We start from the raw sequence: 21,100 nt of genomic DNA, 5'->3' as shown, positions 1-21,100 counted from the left end.
TTTATGGGTTGTGCAGAAAGTTAGGTTTATGGTTATTAGTTTATCGAGTGAAAAAAACATACTACTCACAACAATTAACTAAACCAGTCGCTTCACCTATCAACCATTAACAAGAGTTATAAGTTTTAAGGTTGGGCAGCTAGTTAGGGTGGTGGTCAAAAGTTGAAAGAGAAAAAAATCGCAAATAAAGTTGAACATTCGGCATTCGATATTGGAAATTGGATATTGGATATTGAGAAATATTAACCATCAATAAATAACCATTGACTTTTTTAATAGAAAATAGATAATAGCAAATAGAAAATATTAAATTGATGTCCGCCAAGGCGGATTGGTTGTAGGTTTGTTGCAACAGGACTGGTTATGTGTTTTAGATTGATGGAGTTGAAACCTTAGCCCTTTGACAATTGACCTGACTTGTTGCTACACCTTTCAACTATTGACTTTTTTAATAGAAAATATATAATAGCAAATAGAAAATATTAAATTGATGTCATTGGTTGTAGGTTTAGGGCAACAGGCCTGATAAAATTACAATTGAAGTTTGTGGAATCAATTGAAAGAAAAATCAATTCACATTTCACTTTATTTATTTACTTTTATTGGATAATTTATTTTATGAAAAAACTTATTTTATTAGCACTTATCTTTTTTTCAGGAATATTTGTGAAAGCGCAAAATCAGGATTCTTTGGTGATTTCCTTAAATGATGTTGCTGTAAGTCCTGAAAAAGTATGGTGTGTGAAAGCATTTATTCAGGATGAGAAAAAGCTCTGGATGTCGCCGGTAAAAATGATGGATAAAGATAAACTTTATTGGGCGCCTGTTTTTGGAGCAACCATTATTGCTTTATCGCGTGATGAAAAAATTTATTCTGAAGTTAAAAAATTCCAGGCAAAACATCAGTGGGTTTCCGACCTTAGTCCTGTGGTTACATACGGAGGCGAGAATGTTACTACTTTATCTACATGTGCGTTATTTTATTTTGGCGGACTTGTATTTAAAAATGATAAAGCAAAACAAACCGGATTAATGGCTACTGAAGCATTACTGCATGCAGGCTTTATTGTAACATTAGGAAAATTATTCACAGGAAGGCAACGACCTTCTTTCGATAATGGAAAAGATTACTGGAACTGGTTTCCAACATCATTGAATGCTTTTAAAAAAGATTACAAACAATCAGGTTATGATGCATTCCCGTCAGGGCATACTATTGCTGCATGGTCGGTAGCAACTGTGATTGCAAAGCAATATAAAGACATTAAGATAGTCCCGATAATTTGTTATACGCTTGCCACAGGTGTTGGAATATCAAGGCTTACACAAGATGCACACTGGATGTCGGATGTAATCATCGGTGGCGCCCTGGGTTATTCTATAGGAAGTTTTGTTGTTCGTGAACGTACCAATACTAAATTTTCTTTATTGCCTGTTACCGATGGAAAATCGGTCATGTTAAGTTCAACATTTAAATTTTGATTGTTGATCATGAAAAAATATTTTGCATTCGTGATTTTTATTTTTTGCATGACAAATATCCATGCGCAGGAAAATTACGACTGGTGGGTGAATATTCATCACTGGGATGGCATAACTCCATGGTATCAGTATTTGAATTTTTCGCCGAAATATTTTGGTCCGAATGCGTTGCCTGTTCCTGAAATTCAAAAAGGAGTCACCGGAGATAAAGCAATTGTGGAGCTTGCGGCAGATGGACATTTCAGTAAAGGTGATAAAACACAAAATGCTTTTACTATGTTGTATTATCCTATAGTACCTAAAATTGTTGCAATTGAAGGATATGTTGTACCGCTTGAACATTTTAAAATAGATACGATAACCCGTGATGAGCGTGCATCGCGTGATAGAGACGGTGAAGGAACTGCCGGTGGTGATATTTATTTCGGGACAATTGTTCAGTTGGTCAGGAATAAAAAAATCCCTGATATGGCATTGCGCATTTCGTTGCGCACCGCTTCGGGGACAAATGTTTCAGCAGCACGGTATACTGATGCTCCCGGATATTTTTTTGATTTATCATTTGGTAAAGAAAAAAACAATAAAAAATTTTTGATGAATAAATTGCGTTGGTATGCTATGATTGGGTTTTATAGTTGGCAGACAAACAGGGGCGATTACAGGCAGGATGATTCGTTTTTATATGGAGCAGGACTTGATTTAAATTTTTTGAAATATATTATCTCATGTAATGCCGGTGGATATTTTGGTTATATAAATAATGATGACAGACCTGTTGTTGCAAGGTTGCAGCTATCAAGAAAAACAGGAAATCATTTCCTTGGAATAAACTTTCAAAAAGGATTGAATGATTATCCATATAATTCAGTGAGATTATTTTTTAGATACACTTTGCCTGATGCAGTGTTTTTGAAAATATAAATGTGTCTTTTGATTTGAAATTATGGCTAATAGTATACCGACAGAAAAAAGGTTTGCAAAAATATTTTTGTTTTCTGTACGGTATAACTCGTTCTAAACAGTTTTACTTTTGCAAACCTGATAAGAACGAGTATAAATGTGGAAAACATTCCAGATATAAACTCTTTTATGCCATTTATATTTTAAATTAAACCGACTATCAAATCATATCTTTAATATTAAAGATTTTTTATTTTTTTGCATTATCATAAACTGATTTTTTTTATATGAAAAACAAAAAACTTTTACTATTGTTATCGTTTATAATAATATTAGTATTCAATGGTTGCAAGAAAGGCGAGGAGGACCCTTTGGTATCATTTCTATCACGAAAAGCGAGAATCTGTCGTAATTGGGAAGTTACTGAAGGCAGGGTGTCTTATGGTACACCTCAGCTTTCTGAAATATATAAGTTTGGTGAAGATAACAGGCTTATTTACCAGGAAAATCAGGGAAGTATAGAAGGATTTTATAAATGGAGGTTTGAAATTAAAAATGATGGTTCATATAGGATTTATCAGAATTTAAATTTCCCGTATAATTATACATATGTTTTGGATGAACAAGGCTATTGGTATTTTCTTTCAAAAAATAAAGATGGTGAGGCCAAGAATAAAGAATATGTTGCTTTTCAAGCTGTATCGGTTCAGGCGAATACAACCAATTATTCGTATCAGGCAGCATCACCAACAGTTTACCGCATTGTGCAGTTGAAAAATAAATCTATGAAACTTGAAGGTATTCGTGATAATACTAAAACCGAAGGTTCATGTGTTTCTGAAACAAAAATTATTGAAAATTTAACTTTATCGCCGGATAAAGATTAAAATAAATAAAACTGCAAAATACGCAATCCAACTATTTACGCTGATGTTGAACGGGTCGCTGTAGCAACTAACGTTTATTATTATACTTAGGCTGAAAGAATTTGCAAAATAATGCAAATTCATTCGCCCAGTATAATTACTGTTTTCCTCTAAAAAAACTAAACCGAATTAGTATACTATTTTTATCATAAAAGTGTTAAAATACATTTATTGTGGTTTCTATTTCATTTGTTTTGATATATTTGGTGTGTTATAAAATCATATCATTATGCGAAAACTATTTGCATCATTTATTTTATTTTCGTTTTTTCCAATGAACATATTTAGCCAGAACTGGCAGACGTATCCTTATTCTCCTGTAAATACACTTCTCTCATTTCCTCTTGATGATGGAAGGCATACAACTAATACCACTACCGAATGGTGGTACCTAAACCTGCATCTTATAGGTGCAGCGCCTGATTATAAAAAATATGATGTAATGCTTTGTTACTTTAATAAGCCTACTACCCAACGTATCTTTAATATTGCTATGCCTGAAACAGGCGTTTTTCATACTAATGTAAACCAAACCCCATTGGCGCTTACATCGCAAACAGCTTATTGGGGACTTACTTATTTTAATCTTTATCCATCCATTAAAGATACTTCAATATGGACATATCCGATAGACAGTATTCCTTATCGTTATTATTATCATGCTATAAATTCTACTGATAATGATGCACTTAATATTTATGTTACCAGCAGCCGTCCTCCTCTGAATGTTGGAGGTAATGGTTATATTCCCGAAGGTGTTGAAGGCGACTCGTCATATTATTTTTCTTATACAAATATGAAAGTTGAAGGTACAATTAAATTTGCTGGTGTAACCGATACTATCACTTCAGGAATTGGATGGATCGACAGACAATGGGGACCGTTTTCTATTGGAACAAGTTCTTCATATGAATGGTTTTCTTTACAGTTGGATAAACCGGGTATAACTTGGGGAACGCCACAAACTCCTTCTGAATTTAATATGTGGCAGATCTATTCCGACACAAACGATGTTCCTTATGTGCCGGGACTAAGATTCATTAGCGGTATATATCCTGACGATTCGCAGGATACTACTTGTAATTATATCTTTGAACGACTTAGTTATTGGCATGATGCATCAACAGGAAAATATTTTTCGAGCAGTTGGAGATTGATAAATCCTGTTCGTAATATTACTCTTGATATTATACCTACCATTCCTGATCAGTTGGTTAATGTTACTGCATTTAAATTTTGGGAAGGTTCAACAGAAATAAAAGGTGTTATAGAAAATAAGCCAGTTGAAGGATTGGGATTTGCCGAATTGGTTAATGGCCACACTTACCTTATCAATACACCATCAGTACCAACAGGTTTAACCATCACATCATTTGCTGATCATAACACTATAAACTGGAATACAAGTACAGCAGGGACATATCCTGTTGGCGGATACCGGGTATATCGTTCTGCATCTACTAACGGATACTGGAAATATCTTGCTTCTACTTCAGCGTTATCTTATGATGATTATTCCGTTTCACCCGATACGCTGTTTTATTACACAGTTACCAGTTTTGATAATCAGACCTCCACTTCTGCAAGCGCCTATGCAAGCCCTGTCCTTGCTGGTATTAAAGATATATCAACGGAAAATTATTTTGTGAATATTTATCCTAATCCGGCAAAAAATCAAATCACTATTGATATTACTAATGATATGAAAGGAAGTCATGCTGTAGTTGAATTATATAGTGTAGAAGGAAAATTAATATATAACCGGCAAATATTGAAAAGCAAAACACAATTAGATATTTCCGGTTTACCATTGGGAGTATATATATTAAAGATAGCTGATGATAATACCATAGTTATGAAAAGATTTGCAAAAGAATAAAATTTCATGAACGAATATATATAAATTGAAATCATTATAAAACCGCAAAATAAATTACAGATATATGAAAAAAGCATTTACCATAATTATTGTATCCTTGATCTATACAATGAATATGTACAGTCAGAACTGGCAAACATATCCATATTCGCCTGCCGGAACCGTTCTTTCGTTTCCTGTTGATGATGGAAGGCATACAGCTTCCAATACCAATACGGAATGGTGGTACATTAATCTTCATCTTATAGGTTCGGCGCCCAATTATAAAGTATATGATGTAATGCTTTGTTACTTTAATAAACCTGCTAATATGCGTATATTCAATATTGCTGTTCCCGCTACCGGTACATTTCATACCAATGTTAACCGGACACAATTGGCTCTTACTTCTCAAACCGGACATTGGGAACTTTCATATTACATCCTTTTACCATCGATTCGCGATACTTCAAAATGGACATACCCTACAGATAGCGTTCCTTATCGTTATTATTTTCATGCTGAAAATCCTACGGATAACGACGGATTAAAAGTTACGGTTACCAATAATCGTCCTCCTATTAATATTGGAGGCGATTGTTATATTCCAATTGGCACCAACGGCGACTCTTCATTTTATTATTCATATTCCAATATGAAAGTTGAAGGTACTATTAAATTTGCAGGAGTAACAGATACCATCACTTCCGGAATAGGTTGGATCGACAGGCAATGGGGGCCTTTTACAGTAGGTATTAATACAAATAATTTATATGAATGGTTTTCGATGCAGTTGGATAAAAAGGGCACTATATGGGGTAGCCCGCAAACTCCTTCGGAATTCAATATATGGCAAACATATACCGCCGATTCCAACAATGTACCTTGTACTCCTGCATCAAGGCTTATAAGCGGCATATATCCCGACAATTCCCAGGATACCTCGTCGGGGTTTATATTTGAACGAACCAGTTATTGGCACGATCAGGCAAACAATAAATACTATTCAAGCAGCTGGCGGCTTATCAACCCTTTGCGTAATATTACCCTTGATATGTTTCCTACTATTACCAACCAGGTTATTGATGTTACCTTATTCAAATTTTGGGAAGGAGCGGCAACAGTAAAAGGATTAGTTGAGAACAAACCTGTTGATGGTATTGGTTTCGCTGAGTTGGTTAAGTCGCACACGTATATGATAAACACTCCGTCTGCACCGGCAAATGTGGCGATTATACCATATGCAGACCATAATACAATAAGTTGGAGCGCGAGTACAGCAGGAACATTTCCCATCGGGGGCTACAGGGTATTCCGTTCAACATCAACTGATGGCTACTGGAAGTATATTGCCACAACTACAGCTTTATCGTATGATGATTATACTGCTTCGCAGGATACCCTTTTCTATTACACCGTAACCAGTTTCGATAACCAGTCGGCAGTTTCGGCAAGTGCTTATGCAAGCCCTGTATTTACAGGTGTAAAAGATGTTTCATTGGGTAATTCTTTAGTGAATATTTACCCGAATCCGGCTAAAGATCAAATAACCATTGAAGTCCTATCATACAATACTGATAATATTTTTACAATGGATTTATTGAATATTGATGGAAGAATTATAAAAAGTCAAACCATAAATAAATACAAAACACTTTTTGATATTACCGATCTTCCTTTAGGAATCTATATTTGCAGAGTAACAAGTAATAATGGTGTTACTGTTAAAAAGATTGTGAAAGAACATTGAAAGGTATAGAGGTATAAGGGTATAAGGGTATAAGGGTATAGGGGGATAGGGTATAAACATTAAATTAACCTGGAAATTCGACATTCAGTATTGGAAATTGGATATTAAAAAAGTCAATGGTTGAAAGGTGTAGCAGCTGGTTAAGTCAATAGGCAAAGGGTTAAAGTATAAACACCATAAACAAAAAAACATTTGTCCAAACCAGCCGCCCAACCCATCAACTTATGTCATTGGTTGTAAGGTGTAGCAACTAGTCAGGATGAATGTTAAAAGTTATTTGTAAAAAAACTTTATACTTAAAAACTATTGACAAAACCAGTCGCCCAACCATTCAACTTATGTCTATGGTTATAAGGTTTAGCAGCTGGTTAGTCTGAATGTCATTGGTGGTATGTAACCTTATTTACACAAAAATATTTACACTCTCTATTGCATGAACCCTCTCAATTCCTGCACGCATCGTTATAGTTCTTATCGGAATCGTTCAGATTCTTCCACACATTGGTACAATGTCAACTGTAATCGTTCAGATTCTTCCTTACATTAGTACGATGTCAACTGTAATCGTGCAGATTCTTCCTTACATTGGTACGATGTCAACTGTAATCGTACAGATTCTTCCTTACATTGCTACGATATCAATTGTAATCGTTCAGGTTCCGGGTCTGTTCAGGGAACTGTGTCAGGGATTGATTTAAGGAGCATTCATTCTATCTTACAACTTGATACTAGTGTCTTACGACTTGATACTAATGTCTTACGACTAAAGACTAGATACTTTTTAATTTTCAAAGGTATAGAGGTATAAGGGGTATAGGGTATAATAATTCTGACTTATGCACTCAGCACTTTAACTTTCCTTGTCTCCTTGTCTCCTTGTCAGCTTTCAACTCTTCGCCGTCAGCCTGAGCTAGTCGAAGGCTGGGCAGGTCATTTACTCAAAAAAAATCGCGTCTTTGCGTCTTTGCGCCTTTGCGTGAAATAATGAAATTCAGTCCCCAGTAACCGCGAATGACTACAAATGTATCTTACGACTTACGACTATCGACTAGATACTTTTTAATTTTCAAAGGTATAGAGGTATAAGGGGTATAGGGTATATAAACATAAAAATAAATTTTTCGATTCACTCTACAGTCCGCAGTCTACAGTCTCCAGTAACCACGAATGACCACAAATGTATCTTACGACTTACGACTATCGACTTACGACTTATAATTTAGTCGAACTGGTGTAGTTGTTAGTATAAAGTTGATATTAAAGCTTTTTTTATAATTTGAAAGGTTTTACATTTGAATAATAAAAAATTTATAAAAGGTGAATAAATATTCTTTTACATAGTAGTAATTATTCACTTTTGGTGAATATATAAATAGTTACAGGCAAGTTTAAAACACAAGACACATATAACACAACAGTTAGACATGAGTATACTTCACATCAATCAAATTTCATCGAAAATCCAAGACTTATTTAAATCACATTTAGAACTAAGTGACATTGGAGCAAAAGACAATCAAAAAGACGATAAAATAATTACTCGTTGTCTTGCAGCATACGCAATATATAACTCTCTTGAAATATCCGAACAACAAGCAGCTCAATCAGTAGTTGATGGTGGAGACGACAATGGTATTGACGCAATATTTTATTCTCCTACAAATAAAAAAATGATAATAGTTCAATCTAAATGGAGTAAAGATGGTTCTGGGGAACCCGAGAGTGCAGGAGTTGCAAAGTTCTGTACTGGGGTACGCGATTTATTCAATTTAAAGTTTGACCGATTTAATGAAAAGATAAAAAGGAGGCAGAATGAGATAGAATTAGCATTAGGTGAATATGATACAAAATATGAATTGATTTTTATAGACACCTGTACTTCATTAAACTTAGCAATACACTCTAATAGGCATATTGAAGATTTATTAAATGAAATGAATAACATTGGAGATTCAAATGCTGAAAATCTTGTTTCCTTTTATCGCTTAAATCAAAGTAAAGTTCATTCTTCATTAGCCCAAAGTGCTGGAAATGCAGCAATCGACATTGAATTAGGCTTAACAAATTGGGGTGCAGTAAATGACCCTTTTAAGGCATATTATGGTATGGTATCAGGTAATGAAATCGTTCAATGGTGGAAGAATTACAACGTAAGATTATTTGAAAAAAACATACGACAAGTTTTAGGGTCAACTGATGTAAATGAAGAAATTGAGAAAACTCTTCAAACACGACCTGAACTATTTTGGTATTTTAATAATGGCATAACAATAATTTCTGACAGTATTTCAAAGTCTTTAGTTGGTGGAGGCACAAGAGACTTGGGAAGTTTTAAGCTAACGAATATTGCAATTGTAAACGGAGCACAGACTGTTAGTACGATAGGAAAATACGGAGTTGCAAATTCTTCAACAAACTTAGACAATGTTAAAGTTGGAATTAGAATAATTCAACTTTCAGAAACTCCAGAAAATTTTGATAAAGAAATCACAAAATGTAATAATAGACAGAATAGAATCGAAAACAGAGATTTTGTTTCACAAGACATTGAACAAATTAGAATTAAAACAGAATTGATGATAGATGGTATTGACTATAACATAATGAGATCGGAATCATTTCAATACTCTGATAAATCATTTGAATTAATAGAAGCCACTGCATCACTCGCTTGTGCAAGCGGTAAGACTTCATTAGCAGTTCAAGCAAAAGGAGGTATTGGTAAATTTTTTGAGGATTTAAACAAAGGGATTTACAAAGAAATATTCAATGCTTCAGTAAGTGGATATTATGTTTTTAATGCTGTGAAGACTGTAAGAAAAATTGAGGCTATTATTAGAAAGGAAATAACCCTATTAGGTACATACAGCGGCAGACAATATGGACTTCTAGTGCATGGAAATAGAATGATTGCACTTAAGACAATTAATGAACTTAATTTAAAGTCTCAACTTCAAAAAATAGATTATAAAATAGACGATTCAATACTAGAAGCAAAGGTCAAAGACATAATTTCAAGGATGACTTATTATATTGATACTAAATACACGGACAGTATACTTGGAACCTTGTTTAAGAACTCTTCAAAATGTTCAGACCTTATAGACAACACATAAAACCAGCCATTAACAGCGGTTTTGCGTCAGGCGGGTTGATGTGCAAACCTGGTGCTTTGTGCTTCTATTCAAGTTTAGTGCTGGTTGACAGTTTTGTGCTCCGAAACCCGCCCGAACGCAAAGCCCGAAACCGTTATCTTTCATTTATTTCTAACTTTTTTTAATATATATATATCCAAACAAAAGCTCACCTAAATGGATAAGAACATAACCGTTGAAACTATAATTAATGCACCTATTGAAAAGGTTTGGGACTTTTGGTCGCTACCCGAACATATTATAAAATGGAATTTTGCTTCCAACGATTGGCATACCCCCAAAGCAACTAACAAGTTGCATAATGGCGGAAAGTTCAATTACCGCATGGAAGCTAAAGACGGAAGCTTTGGTTTTGATTTTTGGGGGACATACAATAAAATAATAACCCATAAATTAATTAGCTATACCCTTGGCGATGGCCGAAAAGTGGAAATAACATTTACAGCTAAAGGCAACAATACCGAGGTGATTGAAACTTTCGAAGCCGAAAGTACAAACCCAGCCGAAATGCAAAAAGTAGGATGGCAAGCCATACTTGATAATTTCAAAAAATATGTTGAAGCAAATTAAAACTATGAACAACTCACAAATAACGCCCTGCTTATGGTTCGATAGCCAGGCCGAAGAAGCGGCAATATTTTACACATCCATTTTCCGCAATTCAAAAATTGAAAGCATCAGTCGCTATACAAGCGAAGGCAAAGAGATACACGGACAAAAGGAAGGTACTGTATTAACCGTCAACTTCACTATCAACGGGCAAGCATTCACCGCGCTCAACGGCGGGCCAATCTTTAAGTTCAGCGAAGCTATATCATTCCAGGTATTCTGCGACACACAGGAAGAGATAGACTACTATTGGGACAAACTCACTGCCGGCGGCGAAGAAGGACAATGCGGATGGCTTAAAGATAAGTTTGGCGTATCGTGGCAGATAGTGCCTTCCATATTACCCAAGCTCATCACCGACCCGTCGAAAGCAGAAAAGGTCACCAAAGCCTTTATGCAAATGAAGAAATTCGACATCGCAAAACTTAAGCAGGCGTAGTGATTGAGGCTTTTTTAACAATGGACAGGGTTAGTGCAAAAAGTATAATTAATTTTATTCCTTACTTTTCTCCTTGACGAGAAAAGTAACAAAAGAGTCAAGACGAATCATTCGCCGTGGCGAACTTCCGCACTCTCTGAAAAATTGCTAAGTTCTATACAAAGCGAGTAAACTTCTTTGTGAGAACTTTACACAATTTTTCATTCACATCCAACCTTGTCCCCGCTGCCCCGATTTATCGGGACGTCAGTCCTACGCGCTTTAAAATAAAAAAGAAAGCGCGTTGGCAATGGAAAATTTAGCGGTGATGTGCGATGGTGCCGTTATGGTTGTGGATAGTAAGCGCTTGCTTGTGCGACAAACAACCATAGCAGCGCTTTAAATTTTCCGTCCCGATAATTATCGGGATTTTGATTCCTTTTTTCTAAAAAAAGGAATAGAAATAAATTATACATTTGAAAAAAACAAATTATGGAAACAGAAACAAAAAAGAAAATGCCAAAAGGAGCACCCGCATCGGGAGCCGTATATGGTTTAGGATTAATAGGAGCAGCCGTTTATTTTATTTCGCAGGCAACAGGATTTTGGATAGGCGTATTAGGATTCTTAAAAGCCCTGGTATGGCCGGCATTCCTTGTGTACGAAGCATTGAAATATTTTGGAGCGTAAAGATGAATAGAAAATAGATAATAGTAAATAGAAAATATTAAATTTAAAATTGGTCAGTCTTCGATGAACTCAGACTGACATTGGCAAATTAATGGAGAAAGAATTTTTAAAACAGAGAAATTGAATTTTAAAAGATGAAAAAAATATTATTCCTTTTTATGATCCAGGTTTTGATTTGTATTTCAAATGTTCAGTCACAAACCTATGTTCCATTTCCTGATTCAAATGCAATCTGGAATGTTTATGAATATCGTGATCAGCCATATTCGGTAAGTACTACACAATATTTGATAATTGGTGATTCAATTATTGGCAATAAACTTTATCATAAATTATATTTTTCTCAAAATAAAACGACTTTTCCAAATGACTCTACCTATTATCGTGGTCTTGTACGTGAGGATAGTATGAAAAGAATCTATTTCAATGGATATTCCGACATGCCTCAAGACACAGCTGATGTTCTTCTTTATGATTTCTCATTAAATGTCAATGATACATTTGCTGAACTAAATGGTGTTACTCAAACCATAATTGCTATCGACTCAATTTTAATAAATAATAAATACAGGAAACGCTACACTCTTAATCCAGACTGGGCTGGTAAATATTGGATTGAAGGAATTGGAAGTACAAGAGGATTGCTTTCTTCAATAGATCCATTCCCGACATGTACGTGTATTCATTCTTTATTATGTTTTCAACAAAATGACACGGTTTTATATTTAGACCAAAATATCAGTAGCACATGTCTTCCATTGTTGACAGATATTTCAGATGTTTATTCTTCTGAAAATAGTATTGAAGTATTTCCAAACCCTGTTTCGTCATCAAGTCTAATTATATTTCCTGAAGGAAATAAAGCTTTTTCCAGACTTGAAATCTATAACTCGACTGGAATACTGACCAACTCAATTAATGTGTTATCAAAGACTTGTTATAGAATTGACAAAGGGGATTTCACATCAGGTGTTTATTTCTTCAGACTTGTTGAAAAGACAGGACATTTTTTGACAGGTAAATTTTTAATATTATAAAAACTGCGATAGTTATGTGTTATTATTTTTTTTATAGGCTAATGAGAAATTTAAATTTTAGATATAGGACTTTTTCACTTATAATAGTGATTTTAATATTTAATTTTTCCTGTAAGAAAAAAGATTCTAACGAAGAAATCCCAACAACGACAAATAATTTAATATTAAGTCTAAAATTTAATAACGGGATAGTTGATTCAAGTGGAAACAATAATGTATTGATTTCAGACAATATAACTTTCACAAAAGATTCTTTTGGTAATACAAATGGAGCTGCATATTTTGATGGTTCGACTTCATCCATTACAAGTGCTGACAATGATTTATATGATTTGAAATCTTCATTTACATTTAGTATTTGGATAAAACCAGAAACAAATAGTGCATACTTGATTCAGAAACAAATGGATTTTAATGGAGGTGGTCCATATAGTTTCGATTATATAGGAGGCAAACCAAGAATACTACTATATTATAGTTCTTCAGACTATTTTGAACTTAAAGGAAATTCATCAATAAGTATTAATAAATGGCAATACCTTGCTGCAACGTGGGACGGAACTTCTGTTAAGATGTATGTAAACGGACAACTTGAAAAAGAATCAACATTATCTGGAAAGACGATATTAAATTCATCAAAAGGACTTGGGATTGGAATTTATCAATGGAATCCTTCAGGTGCAAGGTATAAAGGCGCAATAGACAATTTAGAAATATATAAGACAGCTTTATCCCAAGAAGACATTGAAAAGAAATACAATGAATATAAATAACAATACATACAACGGAATATTTTTTACGAAAACTATTACAGCTTCTGAACTGACAAACAAAAAATAAACTAGCAATAACAAGACTGTAAACCATGGGTGTTGCAGATAATATTAGTAAGCCGTAAATGGGAGCAGTGCTTCGGGTGTCTGTTTTTTGTATAATCGAAGTGCAGTTCTCCTAATGAATAGTGTTGCTAAAAACTACACATTAACGTATTGTTCTAAAATGCTACCCTCTGGCAATTTCCAGCACTTCCAAATTTTTTATATCAGTTTTATCAATTACAAATCGTACTGCAGTAATCATGTGATGCATTCCGTATTTGCCGGCAGCTCCGGGATTGATGTGAAGCAGTTTCAGGTTTTTATCATTCATTACTTTTAGTATATGCGAATGTCCGCTGATAAAAAGTTTAGGTGGATTTAAAAGAATTTCCTGTTTAATTGAAATATCATATTTTCCGGGATAACCGCCAATGTGAGTCATCCAAACTTTTACTTCTTCGCAATAAAAGCGTTGGTGTTTCGGGAATTCTTTCCGGATATCCTGCCCGTCAATATTGCCATATACACCGCGCAGTGGTTTTAATTTTCGTAATTCGTTTGCAATTTCAATGCTTCCGAAATCGCCGGCATGCCATATCTCATCAACATCTTTAAAAAAGTCAGCTAAACTTTTATGAAAATAAGAATGTGTATCGGATAATAATCCTATTCGTTTCATAAAGTAAAAGTAAAGAAAAAAATAATAGTGTTGCTTATGTTTCGTACCTACCTTCCTCACCGGTTAGGCGAGTGGCACGAAGATACAATCGGTATAATATCATTTATTATTTTCAGCGATGATTAGCGATTTTATCTGCGTTAATCAGCGAGAAAAATTTTAGAGGAAATTCAATAATGATAAAATCAAATCACTTTATATGTAGAAGTGTTTACCCAACCCACGCTACCATTTGCGATTTTTATTTCACTCCATTCGCCAACATTATCAATAACCTTTACTTTGGTACCTTCGTGAATCACGAAAATATCGGTGCTGTTGATGTCGGGCGAACTTTTTGCTGTTACCGAAGGTGTGAAAATAACAGCTTCTTTATTAGAAGTAATGCCTGAATACTGTGACTGAGCGCAAATAAATGATAAGAACATGATGAAAGCAAAGGAAAGAGAAGTCCAGAATGCCAGCTTTCTTCTTCTTAAAACTGTTGAGAAAAGATATAATCCGAAAAGGCTTAAAGATATTATTAATAAAGCGATCCCGATAGTTGCCCATGTGTTGAATGAAAAAATATTCCTGAAATTTTTCCACCAGCGTAACATGAAGAATTCAGGAATCTCGTCAATCTTATCTACAATTTTATTATTGGCAACTTTTAAATTGAAAATAATATCTTCATCAGAAGGGTTTAATTTTTTTGCTTTTTCAAAATATAAAATTGCTGAAGGGTAGTCGGTTTGCTTGAAATACGCGCTTCCCAGGTTGTAATAAAGTTCGGATGATTCGTAACCGTTTTTAATTATTTTCTCGTAACATTCAATTGCCTGCTGATAGAATTTCCCGGTAAAGGCTGTATTTCCTTTAGTAAATAAATCGGAGTTCTCATCAGCACGAAGCTGGAAAGCAGAAATAAAAATTAACGATATGATGATAACAACTTTTCTCATTTCAGTTCATCCTCCATTTTAGTTATTATACCAATGGCATCGTTGTATATTGTGCTGATAGTGATTGAACCATCATCAGGTGCAAAGCGTGCAAACTCACAATTGTTGAGTGTTTCAATAAACTGTTTTGAAATTTCTTCGTTCACATTTTTAGTAACAAATTTATCATTCACTGTTTCTTTAGAAAGTTCCGAAAGCGGGATATTCAGCTTGTCGCTTACATAACCCCATAGCGCTTTGAACACTTCATCGAGGAATTCTTCTTTTTTATTTTCTTTTAAAAGAATGCTGGCTGTATTCAACCGTTTGCGTGCAACCTTGGTGGCTTTTTTATTTCGCATCAGCGCGATGTTGCTGTTTTCTTTAAGTTTTTTGCGATAAATGATAACGAATAAAAGGAATAATATTATTGGCAATGCAATGATGCCGTAGAAAAGGGGAGAGGCATAAAAGAAAGTTCCTGTTTTAGAAAGAAACACAGGTGTTGATTTGATGTAATGAATATCGCTGTTCAGGTATTTAATATCTTCCTTATTGGCATTGCTGACAGTAGCTTCTTCGCTGCCGCTTCCTTTATCAACATGTAATTTAAATTCCGGTGATTCTAAAGTAACATATGATTTCGTGTTTAAATTAAAATAACAGAATTTTACGGGCTTGATGGTAAAGTCGCCTGCACTGCGTGGTATGATAAGATAGTTAAAGGTCTTTGCCCCGCTTACCCCTGCTGCTGTTGCTACAATATTATCTTTTATATCCGGGTCGTAAGTTTCAAAATCGGCCGGGAAATCGATCTCGGGGAGTTCAGCAAGACTAAGGTTTCCTGAACCTTTTATTTTGAAAGTGAGATTGGCTGCTTCGTTAGTTTTTAGTTTTGTTTTATCCAGTTCGGCAGAAAAAGTATATGAACCCACACTGTTTTTAAAATCAGCCGGCTGATTTGTAGTAGGCAAAGGCTTAACATTAATTGTAAGTAAATTTGAAGTTACTGTTTTTTTCTCCTGGCTATACGTGTTGAATGAACCACTGAAGAAGGGGTCGTTAAAGAAATCGGCAAACGGATCCCTGTATTGCTGCTTGCTTGCAACCTGAACAATACACTCCATATTGAGCGGATCGATTTTTAATGCACCTGATTTCTCAGGGAATAAAATTACTTTACGAATTTCGGCAACCGTATATTTTTTATTATTGATGATCTCAGTTGATTGGGTGATTTTTGCATTTTTATCGGTAATGTCTTCCGACCAGAACCCGGTAAATGCAGGGAGTTTATCAATGTTATATTGTAAAACAGGAATAAGAGTGTAGATCTTATAAGTGATAATAACCTGTTCTCCTTCATAAGGATTGGTTTTATCAGCATAAGCTTTTATAAAAATATCGCTGCCTGATACATCTGTAGATGTAGTTGTTGAAGTTGAAGATTTTGAATTGCTGTTGGAATTAGTGCTTGTGGTTGCATTGGTTGAAGTGCTTGCTGTAACTTCGATAGATATTTTATCGGAAGAAACCCATGAACCGTTTACATTTGCTTTTGCTGCATCAATAGTGTATTTCCCGATAGCTTTAGGTTGCAGTTGATAGGTCCATGATGTTTTAACAACACTGGTAACACTTCCGTTTATAATTGAAACCTGGCTGCTGCTGCTGCTATAAGGTCCGCCTAATATTGTGAATCCTGCAAATGCAGGACCCGAAAACTGGGAAGCACTTCCATCAGTGAGCGTATAAGTAACCTGGAATGATTTATCCAGTGCTATTTTTGAGTATTTGCAACTGGCAGTAAGTTTCTGCGCATTTGTTTCAAATGAAGCAAATGAAATAATAAGGACTAATAATATTTGAATATACCTTTTCATTCTTATTTTTCGATGAACAAATTTATCACTTTCAAAAATATCTTTTTTATTTATTATTTTTTTCCTAATCCTGATCCGCCGCGGCGGACTCAATTCTTAATTCTTAAATCTTAATTCTGAATTTTTAATTCTCTCTACCAATCTTTCTCCACCTGTATCTGTACCGCTTTTACTTTTTCTTCATTCAATTTATCCTGCAAATTTTTATCTTTATTATTAAGTGCATCAAGCATGCGTTGTGCATCATCTTTTGTTAGCTGGTTACTTTTCTGTTGTTGTTTTTTCTCTTGCTCTTTTTTATCATCCTGCTTTTTTTCGTCTTGTTTATTTTCTCCCTGTTTATTCTTGTCTTTATTTTCGTCATTTTTATTCTGATCATCTTTTTTATCTTTATTCTCATCTTTCTTATCCTTGTTGTCTTTATTTTGTTGCTGCTGCTGTTTTTGTTTCTGCAAATATTTTAAAGCATAGGAAAGATTATATTTGGTATCCATATCGTTTGGATTATCACGGAGAGCATTTTTGTAAGCTTCAATGCTTTCCTCGTATTTTTTCGATTGCAAAAGAGCATTACCTAAGTTATGGTATATTTTTGCACGTGTTGATTTATCGAGAGTACTGTCGATAAGTGAGCTGAATGTTTTTAATGCTTCTGCATAATTACCTTGTTTATATAATGCATCGGCAAGGTTGAATTTAGCCCTGATATTATTCGAATCTTTCTCCAGTGATTTTCTATAGGTAACTTCAGCATCTTTATAACTGCCGCTATTATATTGCGAATTCCCTTTACGTATAAGGTTATTGGCATTTTGTGAAAAAGCGGAGAAGCCTGCAAGCAAAAGAATTAATATGATATTTTTTTTCAAAAACATAAAATCGTTCAATACTTTTTAGTTAGTTTACTTTTTTATTTTCGCCAAAGATATTCAGTTTATAATACCATTTGCTTTTACGTTCAAAGATAAATAATTCCCAAAGCATGAAGAATAAAGCGAATGCAATGAAATACTGGTACTGGTCTTCGTAATCGGAATATATTTTTTCATCAAATTCTTTCTTCTCCATTTTGTCGATTTCATCCATGATTTTTGTAAGGCCCACATCAGCATTGGATGCATGAACATAAATTCCTTTTCCCGCAGTTGAAATTTCCTGAAGCATGGTTTCATTCAGTTTTGTTACAACCGTTTTTCCTTCATTGTCCTGTTTAAAACTGTTTCCTGATTTTCCTTTAATAGGAATAGGACTACCTTCAGTGGAACCTATACCAATAGTATGAACATAAACTCCTTTGTCAACAGCAGCTTTGGCAGAAGCTACAGCATCGTCCTCGTGATTTTCTCCATCGGAAATAATAATGATGGCTTTATTTTTTGTTTTATCGGTAAAGCTAAAAGAATTCATTGCCATGTCGATTGCAGCGCCAATAGCGGTTCCCTGCGTAGGGATCATATCGGTGGAAATTGTTGATAGGAAAAGTTTTCCGGCAGCGTAATCGAAAGTGATAGGTAGCTGTACATAAGGTTTTCCGGCAAAAACAATAATACCTATTTTATCATTATCGAGCTGGTCCATTAATTTTTGAATAGCCAGTTTTGCGCGATCAAGGCGGTTGGGTTTTATATCCTGTGCAAGCATACTGTTTGAAACATCGAGCAGTATCATTAGCTCAACACCTTTATGTTTTGCTTTGGCAAGTTTGGCGCCTGTTTGCGGACGTGCTATTGCAATAACTAAAAGAGCTACGGCAATCATTCTTAAAGTTAATTTGATTACCGGTTTTATTTCCGATACTTCAGGCATCAGTTGTGTTATAACGGAAGTGTCGCCAAATTTTTCATATGTTTTTCTTTTCCAACGGTTCAATAAAAAATATAACAACACGAATACAGGTATAACCAGAAGTAAATAGAGATAATATGGATTTGCAAACTGCATAATTTTAATTATTATGGTATACTACGATAAATAAGGTAACGTGAAAATAATTCAATAAGTAACAAAGCTAATGCTGCCAAAACAAAAGGCAGGAACTTTTCGGTTTTAATATTAAAGCTTGTTTCATCAATTTTTGATTTTTCAAGTTTATCTATTTCTTTATAAATTTCTTCAAGTTTGGCTTTATTGGTTGCCCTGAAATATTTTCCACCGGTAAGTTCAGCCATGCTGTTTAAAAGCGTTTCATCAATTTTTACATCTACATTTTGATAAGTGATACCGCCTAAACTATTTTTAAAAGGGTAGGGCGCCATTCCTAAAGTTCCTACACCAATAGTATACAAACGTATTCCGTATAGTTTTGCAATTTCAGCAGCAGTAGTAGGGTCAATAGCCCCGGTATTATTTATTCCGTCAGTTAAAAGGATAATAACTTTGCTGACCGCTTCACTTTTTCTTAAGCGGTTCACGGCTGTAGCAAGTCCATCGCCAATAGCAGTGCCATCATCGATCATCCCGCTGTAAATATCTTTGAAAAGATTTTTCATTACGGCGTGGTCGGTAGTAAGCGGACATTGAGTAAAAGCCTCACCACTGAAAACAACAAGACCAATACGGTCGTTAGGTCTGCCATCAATAAAGTCCATGGCAACTTGTTTGGAAGCTTCAAGACGATTGGGTTTAAAATCTTCGGCAAGCATAGTTCCCGATATATCCATTGCCATAACTATATCGATTCCTTCAACACTTATGTCTGTCCCGCTGCTGCTGGTTTGTGGACGAGCAATGGCAATGATAATTAATATCACTGCAAGCATTCGTAAAATAAATAAACCATGATACATCCGCTGCCGTAATGTTCGCGGGGCTTTTTTTAATACCGACGTGTCGGATACCTGGATGTCGGCATTATTTTGTTTATGCCTGAACCAATACCATACAGCCATTAGCGGAATTATTACCGGTATCAGTATTAATAAAGCCGGATGTGCAAAAAGGCTAAGCATTGCTTTTATCCTCCTTCTTTTCGTTTACAGGAAAATTATTTTCAGCTTCTTTGTTTTTCATTTCTTCAGCAATTGCAGGAATAAAAACAGGTATGGTATCTTTTACAAACGATTGTGCATTTAAAAAATTCAGATCATGTTCGTTTGGTAATGGATTGGCTTTAGCAAATTTTACCAGGTCCGATAAAATAAATAATTGCCGCAGTTTATCTTTTAAGTCATTAGCAATATCAATACTCCTGAAGGTGGAAATAATTTCATCGGAAGTCATTTCCATCGCGTTTACTGAAAATCTTTTTTCAATATATATTCTTATAATATCGGATAGCTCTGTATAATATTCTTTGACTTTATTATTTTGCCAGAGCTTTTTATTTTTTAATTCTTCAAGCGCAAGCAAAGCAATTTCATGTGCAGGCAATGGTGGCTTTGAAAAATCGATAAAGAATTTTCCTCCTTTTTTCTTTTTCTGAAAATAATATATAAGCAGTACAATTATTGCAACCAGGGCAATACCACCGGCAACATAAGGGATAAGCGCTTTCCAGTTGAAAGGAACATCCAAAGGACCTTTTATATCTTTGATTGCTTTAGTTGTATCAACGGCTATTGTATTTACATTAAGAAGAATTGAATCGGTTAATATCGTCGCGAATCCTGTATCTCCGGTGTTTTTGTATTTGAAAGAAATCTGTGGAATATAAAAGCTGCCGGAATCGTAAGCAGATAATGTGTAGACCTGGTTTAATGTAAGATTATTTGTACCTTTTACTGTGTCGATTTTTGATTTCTGAATGATTTCAATTTTACCAGATAAGGAATCGTTCAACTCAGGCCATACTACTAATGTCTTAGAAGGAAAACTGAGTTGCAGTTTCATTTTTACCTGGTCGCCAATAAGTATCTTATTTGAGTCGAGCTTAGCAGAAGCTTTTACATCCTGCGCCAAACCTGAATAATGAATACTGCTTATGAAAAAAGATAATATGAAAAGTTTTTTAATCATTTTTTATTTCAAATAGAT

At 34.7% G+C, this 21,100-nt stretch carries 19 protein-coding genes; 12 read left to right on the top strand and 7 right to left on the bottom strand.

Features of this window, described 5'->3' with window-relative positions; all coding sequences use genetic code 11:
• The first annotated feature begins 618 nt into the window (after positions 1-618).
• From PKK00_05725 to PKK00_05670, 12 genes are all read left to right on the top strand, one after another.
• The gene (locus tag PKK00_05725) at positions 619-1,482 is read left to right on the top strand and encodes a phosphatase PAP2 family protein (GenBank protein ID HNW97892.1); all 864 of its coding nucleotides are present in this window, start codon (positions 619-621) and stop codon (positions 1,480-1,482) included.
• A 9-nt stretch (positions 1,483-1,491) separates the two neighbouring features.
• Positions 1,492-2,403: a hypothetical protein gene (locus PKK00_05720; GenBank protein ID HNW97891.1), complete on the top strand. Its 912-nt coding sequence runs from the start codon at positions 1,492-1,494 to the stop codon at positions 2,401-2,403.
• 266 nt (positions 2,404-2,669) lie between these two features.
• On the top strand, positions 2,670-3,269 hold the full coding sequence (locus PKK00_05715) for a hypothetical protein (GenBank protein ID HNW97890.1): 600 nt from the start codon (positions 2,670-2,672) through the stop codon (positions 3,267-3,269).
• A gap of 268 nt (positions 3,270-3,537) precedes the next feature.
• Entirely contained in the window at positions 3,538-5,187 is a 1,650-nt protein-coding gene (locus tag PKK00_05710; protein ID HNW97889.1) for a lipocalin-like domain-containing protein, read from the top strand.
• A gap of 64 nt (positions 5,188-5,251) precedes the next feature.
• Complete coding sequence (locus PKK00_05705) at positions 5,252-6,916, top strand: lipocalin-like domain-containing protein (GenBank protein HNW97888.1); 1,665 nt, start codon at positions 5,252-5,254, stop codon at positions 6,914-6,916.
• Positions 6,917-7,425: 509 nt separating this feature from the next.
• Positions 7,426-7,614, top strand: a complete 189-nt coding sequence (locus PKK00_05700; GenBank protein ID HNW97887.1) for a hypothetical protein — start codon at positions 7,426-7,428, stop codon at positions 7,612-7,614.
• 726 nt (positions 7,615-8,340) lie between these two features.
• Positions 8,341-10,032: an AIPR family protein gene (locus tag PKK00_05695; GenBank protein ID HNW97886.1), complete on the top strand. Its 1,692-nt coding sequence runs from the start codon at positions 8,341-8,343 to the stop codon at positions 10,030-10,032.
• Between the two features lie 195 nt (positions 10,033-10,227).
• Complete coding sequence (locus PKK00_05690; GenBank protein ID HNW97885.1) at positions 10,228-10,641, top strand: SRPBCC family protein; 414 nt, start codon at positions 10,228-10,230, stop codon at positions 10,639-10,641.
• Positions 10,642-10,645: 4 nt separating this feature from the next.
• Positions 10,646-11,119: a VOC family protein gene (locus tag PKK00_05685; protein HNW97884.1), complete on the top strand. Its 474-nt coding sequence runs from the start codon at positions 10,646-10,648 to the stop codon at positions 11,117-11,119.
• Positions 11,120-11,590: 471 nt separating this feature from the next.
• Positions 11,591-11,788 carry a hypothetical protein gene (locus PKK00_05680; protein HNW97883.1) on the top strand — a complete coding sequence of 66 codons (198 nt, stop codon included), beginning with the start codon at positions 11,591-11,593 and terminating at the stop codon, positions 11,786-11,788.
• Positions 11,789-11,922: 134 nt separating this feature from the next.
• Positions 11,923-12,825 (top strand): T9SS type A sorting domain-containing protein, encoded by a 903-nt coding sequence (locus tag PKK00_05675; GenBank protein HNW97882.1) that lies wholly within the window; start codon positions 11,923-11,925, stop codon positions 12,823-12,825.
• Positions 12,826-12,911: 86 nt separating this feature from the next.
• Positions 12,912-13,598 carry a LamG domain-containing protein gene (locus PKK00_05670; GenBank protein ID HNW97881.1) on the top strand — a complete coding sequence of 229 codons (687 nt, stop codon included), beginning with the start codon at positions 12,912-12,914 and terminating at the stop codon, positions 13,596-13,598.
• 229 nt (positions 13,599-13,827) lie between these two features.
• Here PKK00_05670 and PKK00_05665 read toward each other — a convergent pair whose 3' ends face one another.
• From PKK00_05665 to PKK00_05635, 7 genes are all read right to left on the bottom strand, one after another.
• A complete protein-coding gene (locus PKK00_05665; protein HNW97880.1) occupies positions 13,828-14,322 on the bottom strand; it encodes a metallophosphoesterase family protein in 495 nt (164 codons plus the stop codon).
• A 185-nt stretch (positions 14,323-14,507) separates the two neighbouring features.
• On the bottom strand, positions 14,508-15,266 hold the full coding sequence (locus PKK00_05660) for a tetratricopeptide repeat protein (GenBank protein ID HNW97879.1): 759 nt from the start codon (positions 15,264-15,266) through the stop codon (positions 14,508-14,510).
• Complete coding sequence (locus PKK00_05655; protein ID HNW97878.1) at positions 15,263-17,128, bottom strand: BatD family protein; 1,866 nt, start codon at positions 17,126-17,128, stop codon at positions 15,263-15,265. The genes PKK00_05660 and PKK00_05655 overlap by 4 nt, the downstream gene beginning before the upstream one ends.
• A 134-nt stretch (positions 17,129-17,262) precedes the next feature.
• Entirely contained in the window at positions 17,263-17,997 is a 735-nt protein-coding gene (locus tag PKK00_05650) for a tetratricopeptide repeat protein (GenBank protein HNW97877.1), read from the bottom strand.
• 28 nt (positions 17,998-18,025) lie between these two features.
• Positions 18,026-19,069 carry a VWA domain-containing protein gene (locus tag PKK00_05645; protein ID HNW97876.1) on the bottom strand — a complete coding sequence of 348 codons (1,044 nt, stop codon included), beginning with the start codon at positions 19,067-19,069 and terminating at the stop codon, positions 18,026-18,028.
• A gap of 11 nt (positions 19,070-19,080) precedes the next feature.
• Positions 19,081-20,076: a VWA domain-containing protein gene (locus PKK00_05640; GenBank protein ID HNW97875.1), complete on the bottom strand. Its 996-nt coding sequence runs from the start codon at positions 20,074-20,076 to the stop codon at positions 19,081-19,083.
• A complete protein-coding gene (locus PKK00_05635) occupies positions 20,069-21,082 on the bottom strand; it encodes a hypothetical protein (protein ID HNW97874.1) in 1,014 nt (337 codons plus the stop codon). Before PKK00_05635 ends, PKK00_05640 begins: the two co-directional genes overlap by 8 nt.
• Positions 21,083-21,100 lie beyond the last annotated feature (18 nt).

The sequence above is a fragment of the Bacteroidales bacterium genome (assembly GCA_035353855.1).
Lineage (GTDB): Bacteria > Bacteroidota > Bacteroidia > Bacteroidales > CG2-30-32-10 > DAOQAK01.
Note: the sequence above shows the minus strand (reverse complement) of the source record. Positions and strands in the feature narration are given on the sequence as shown.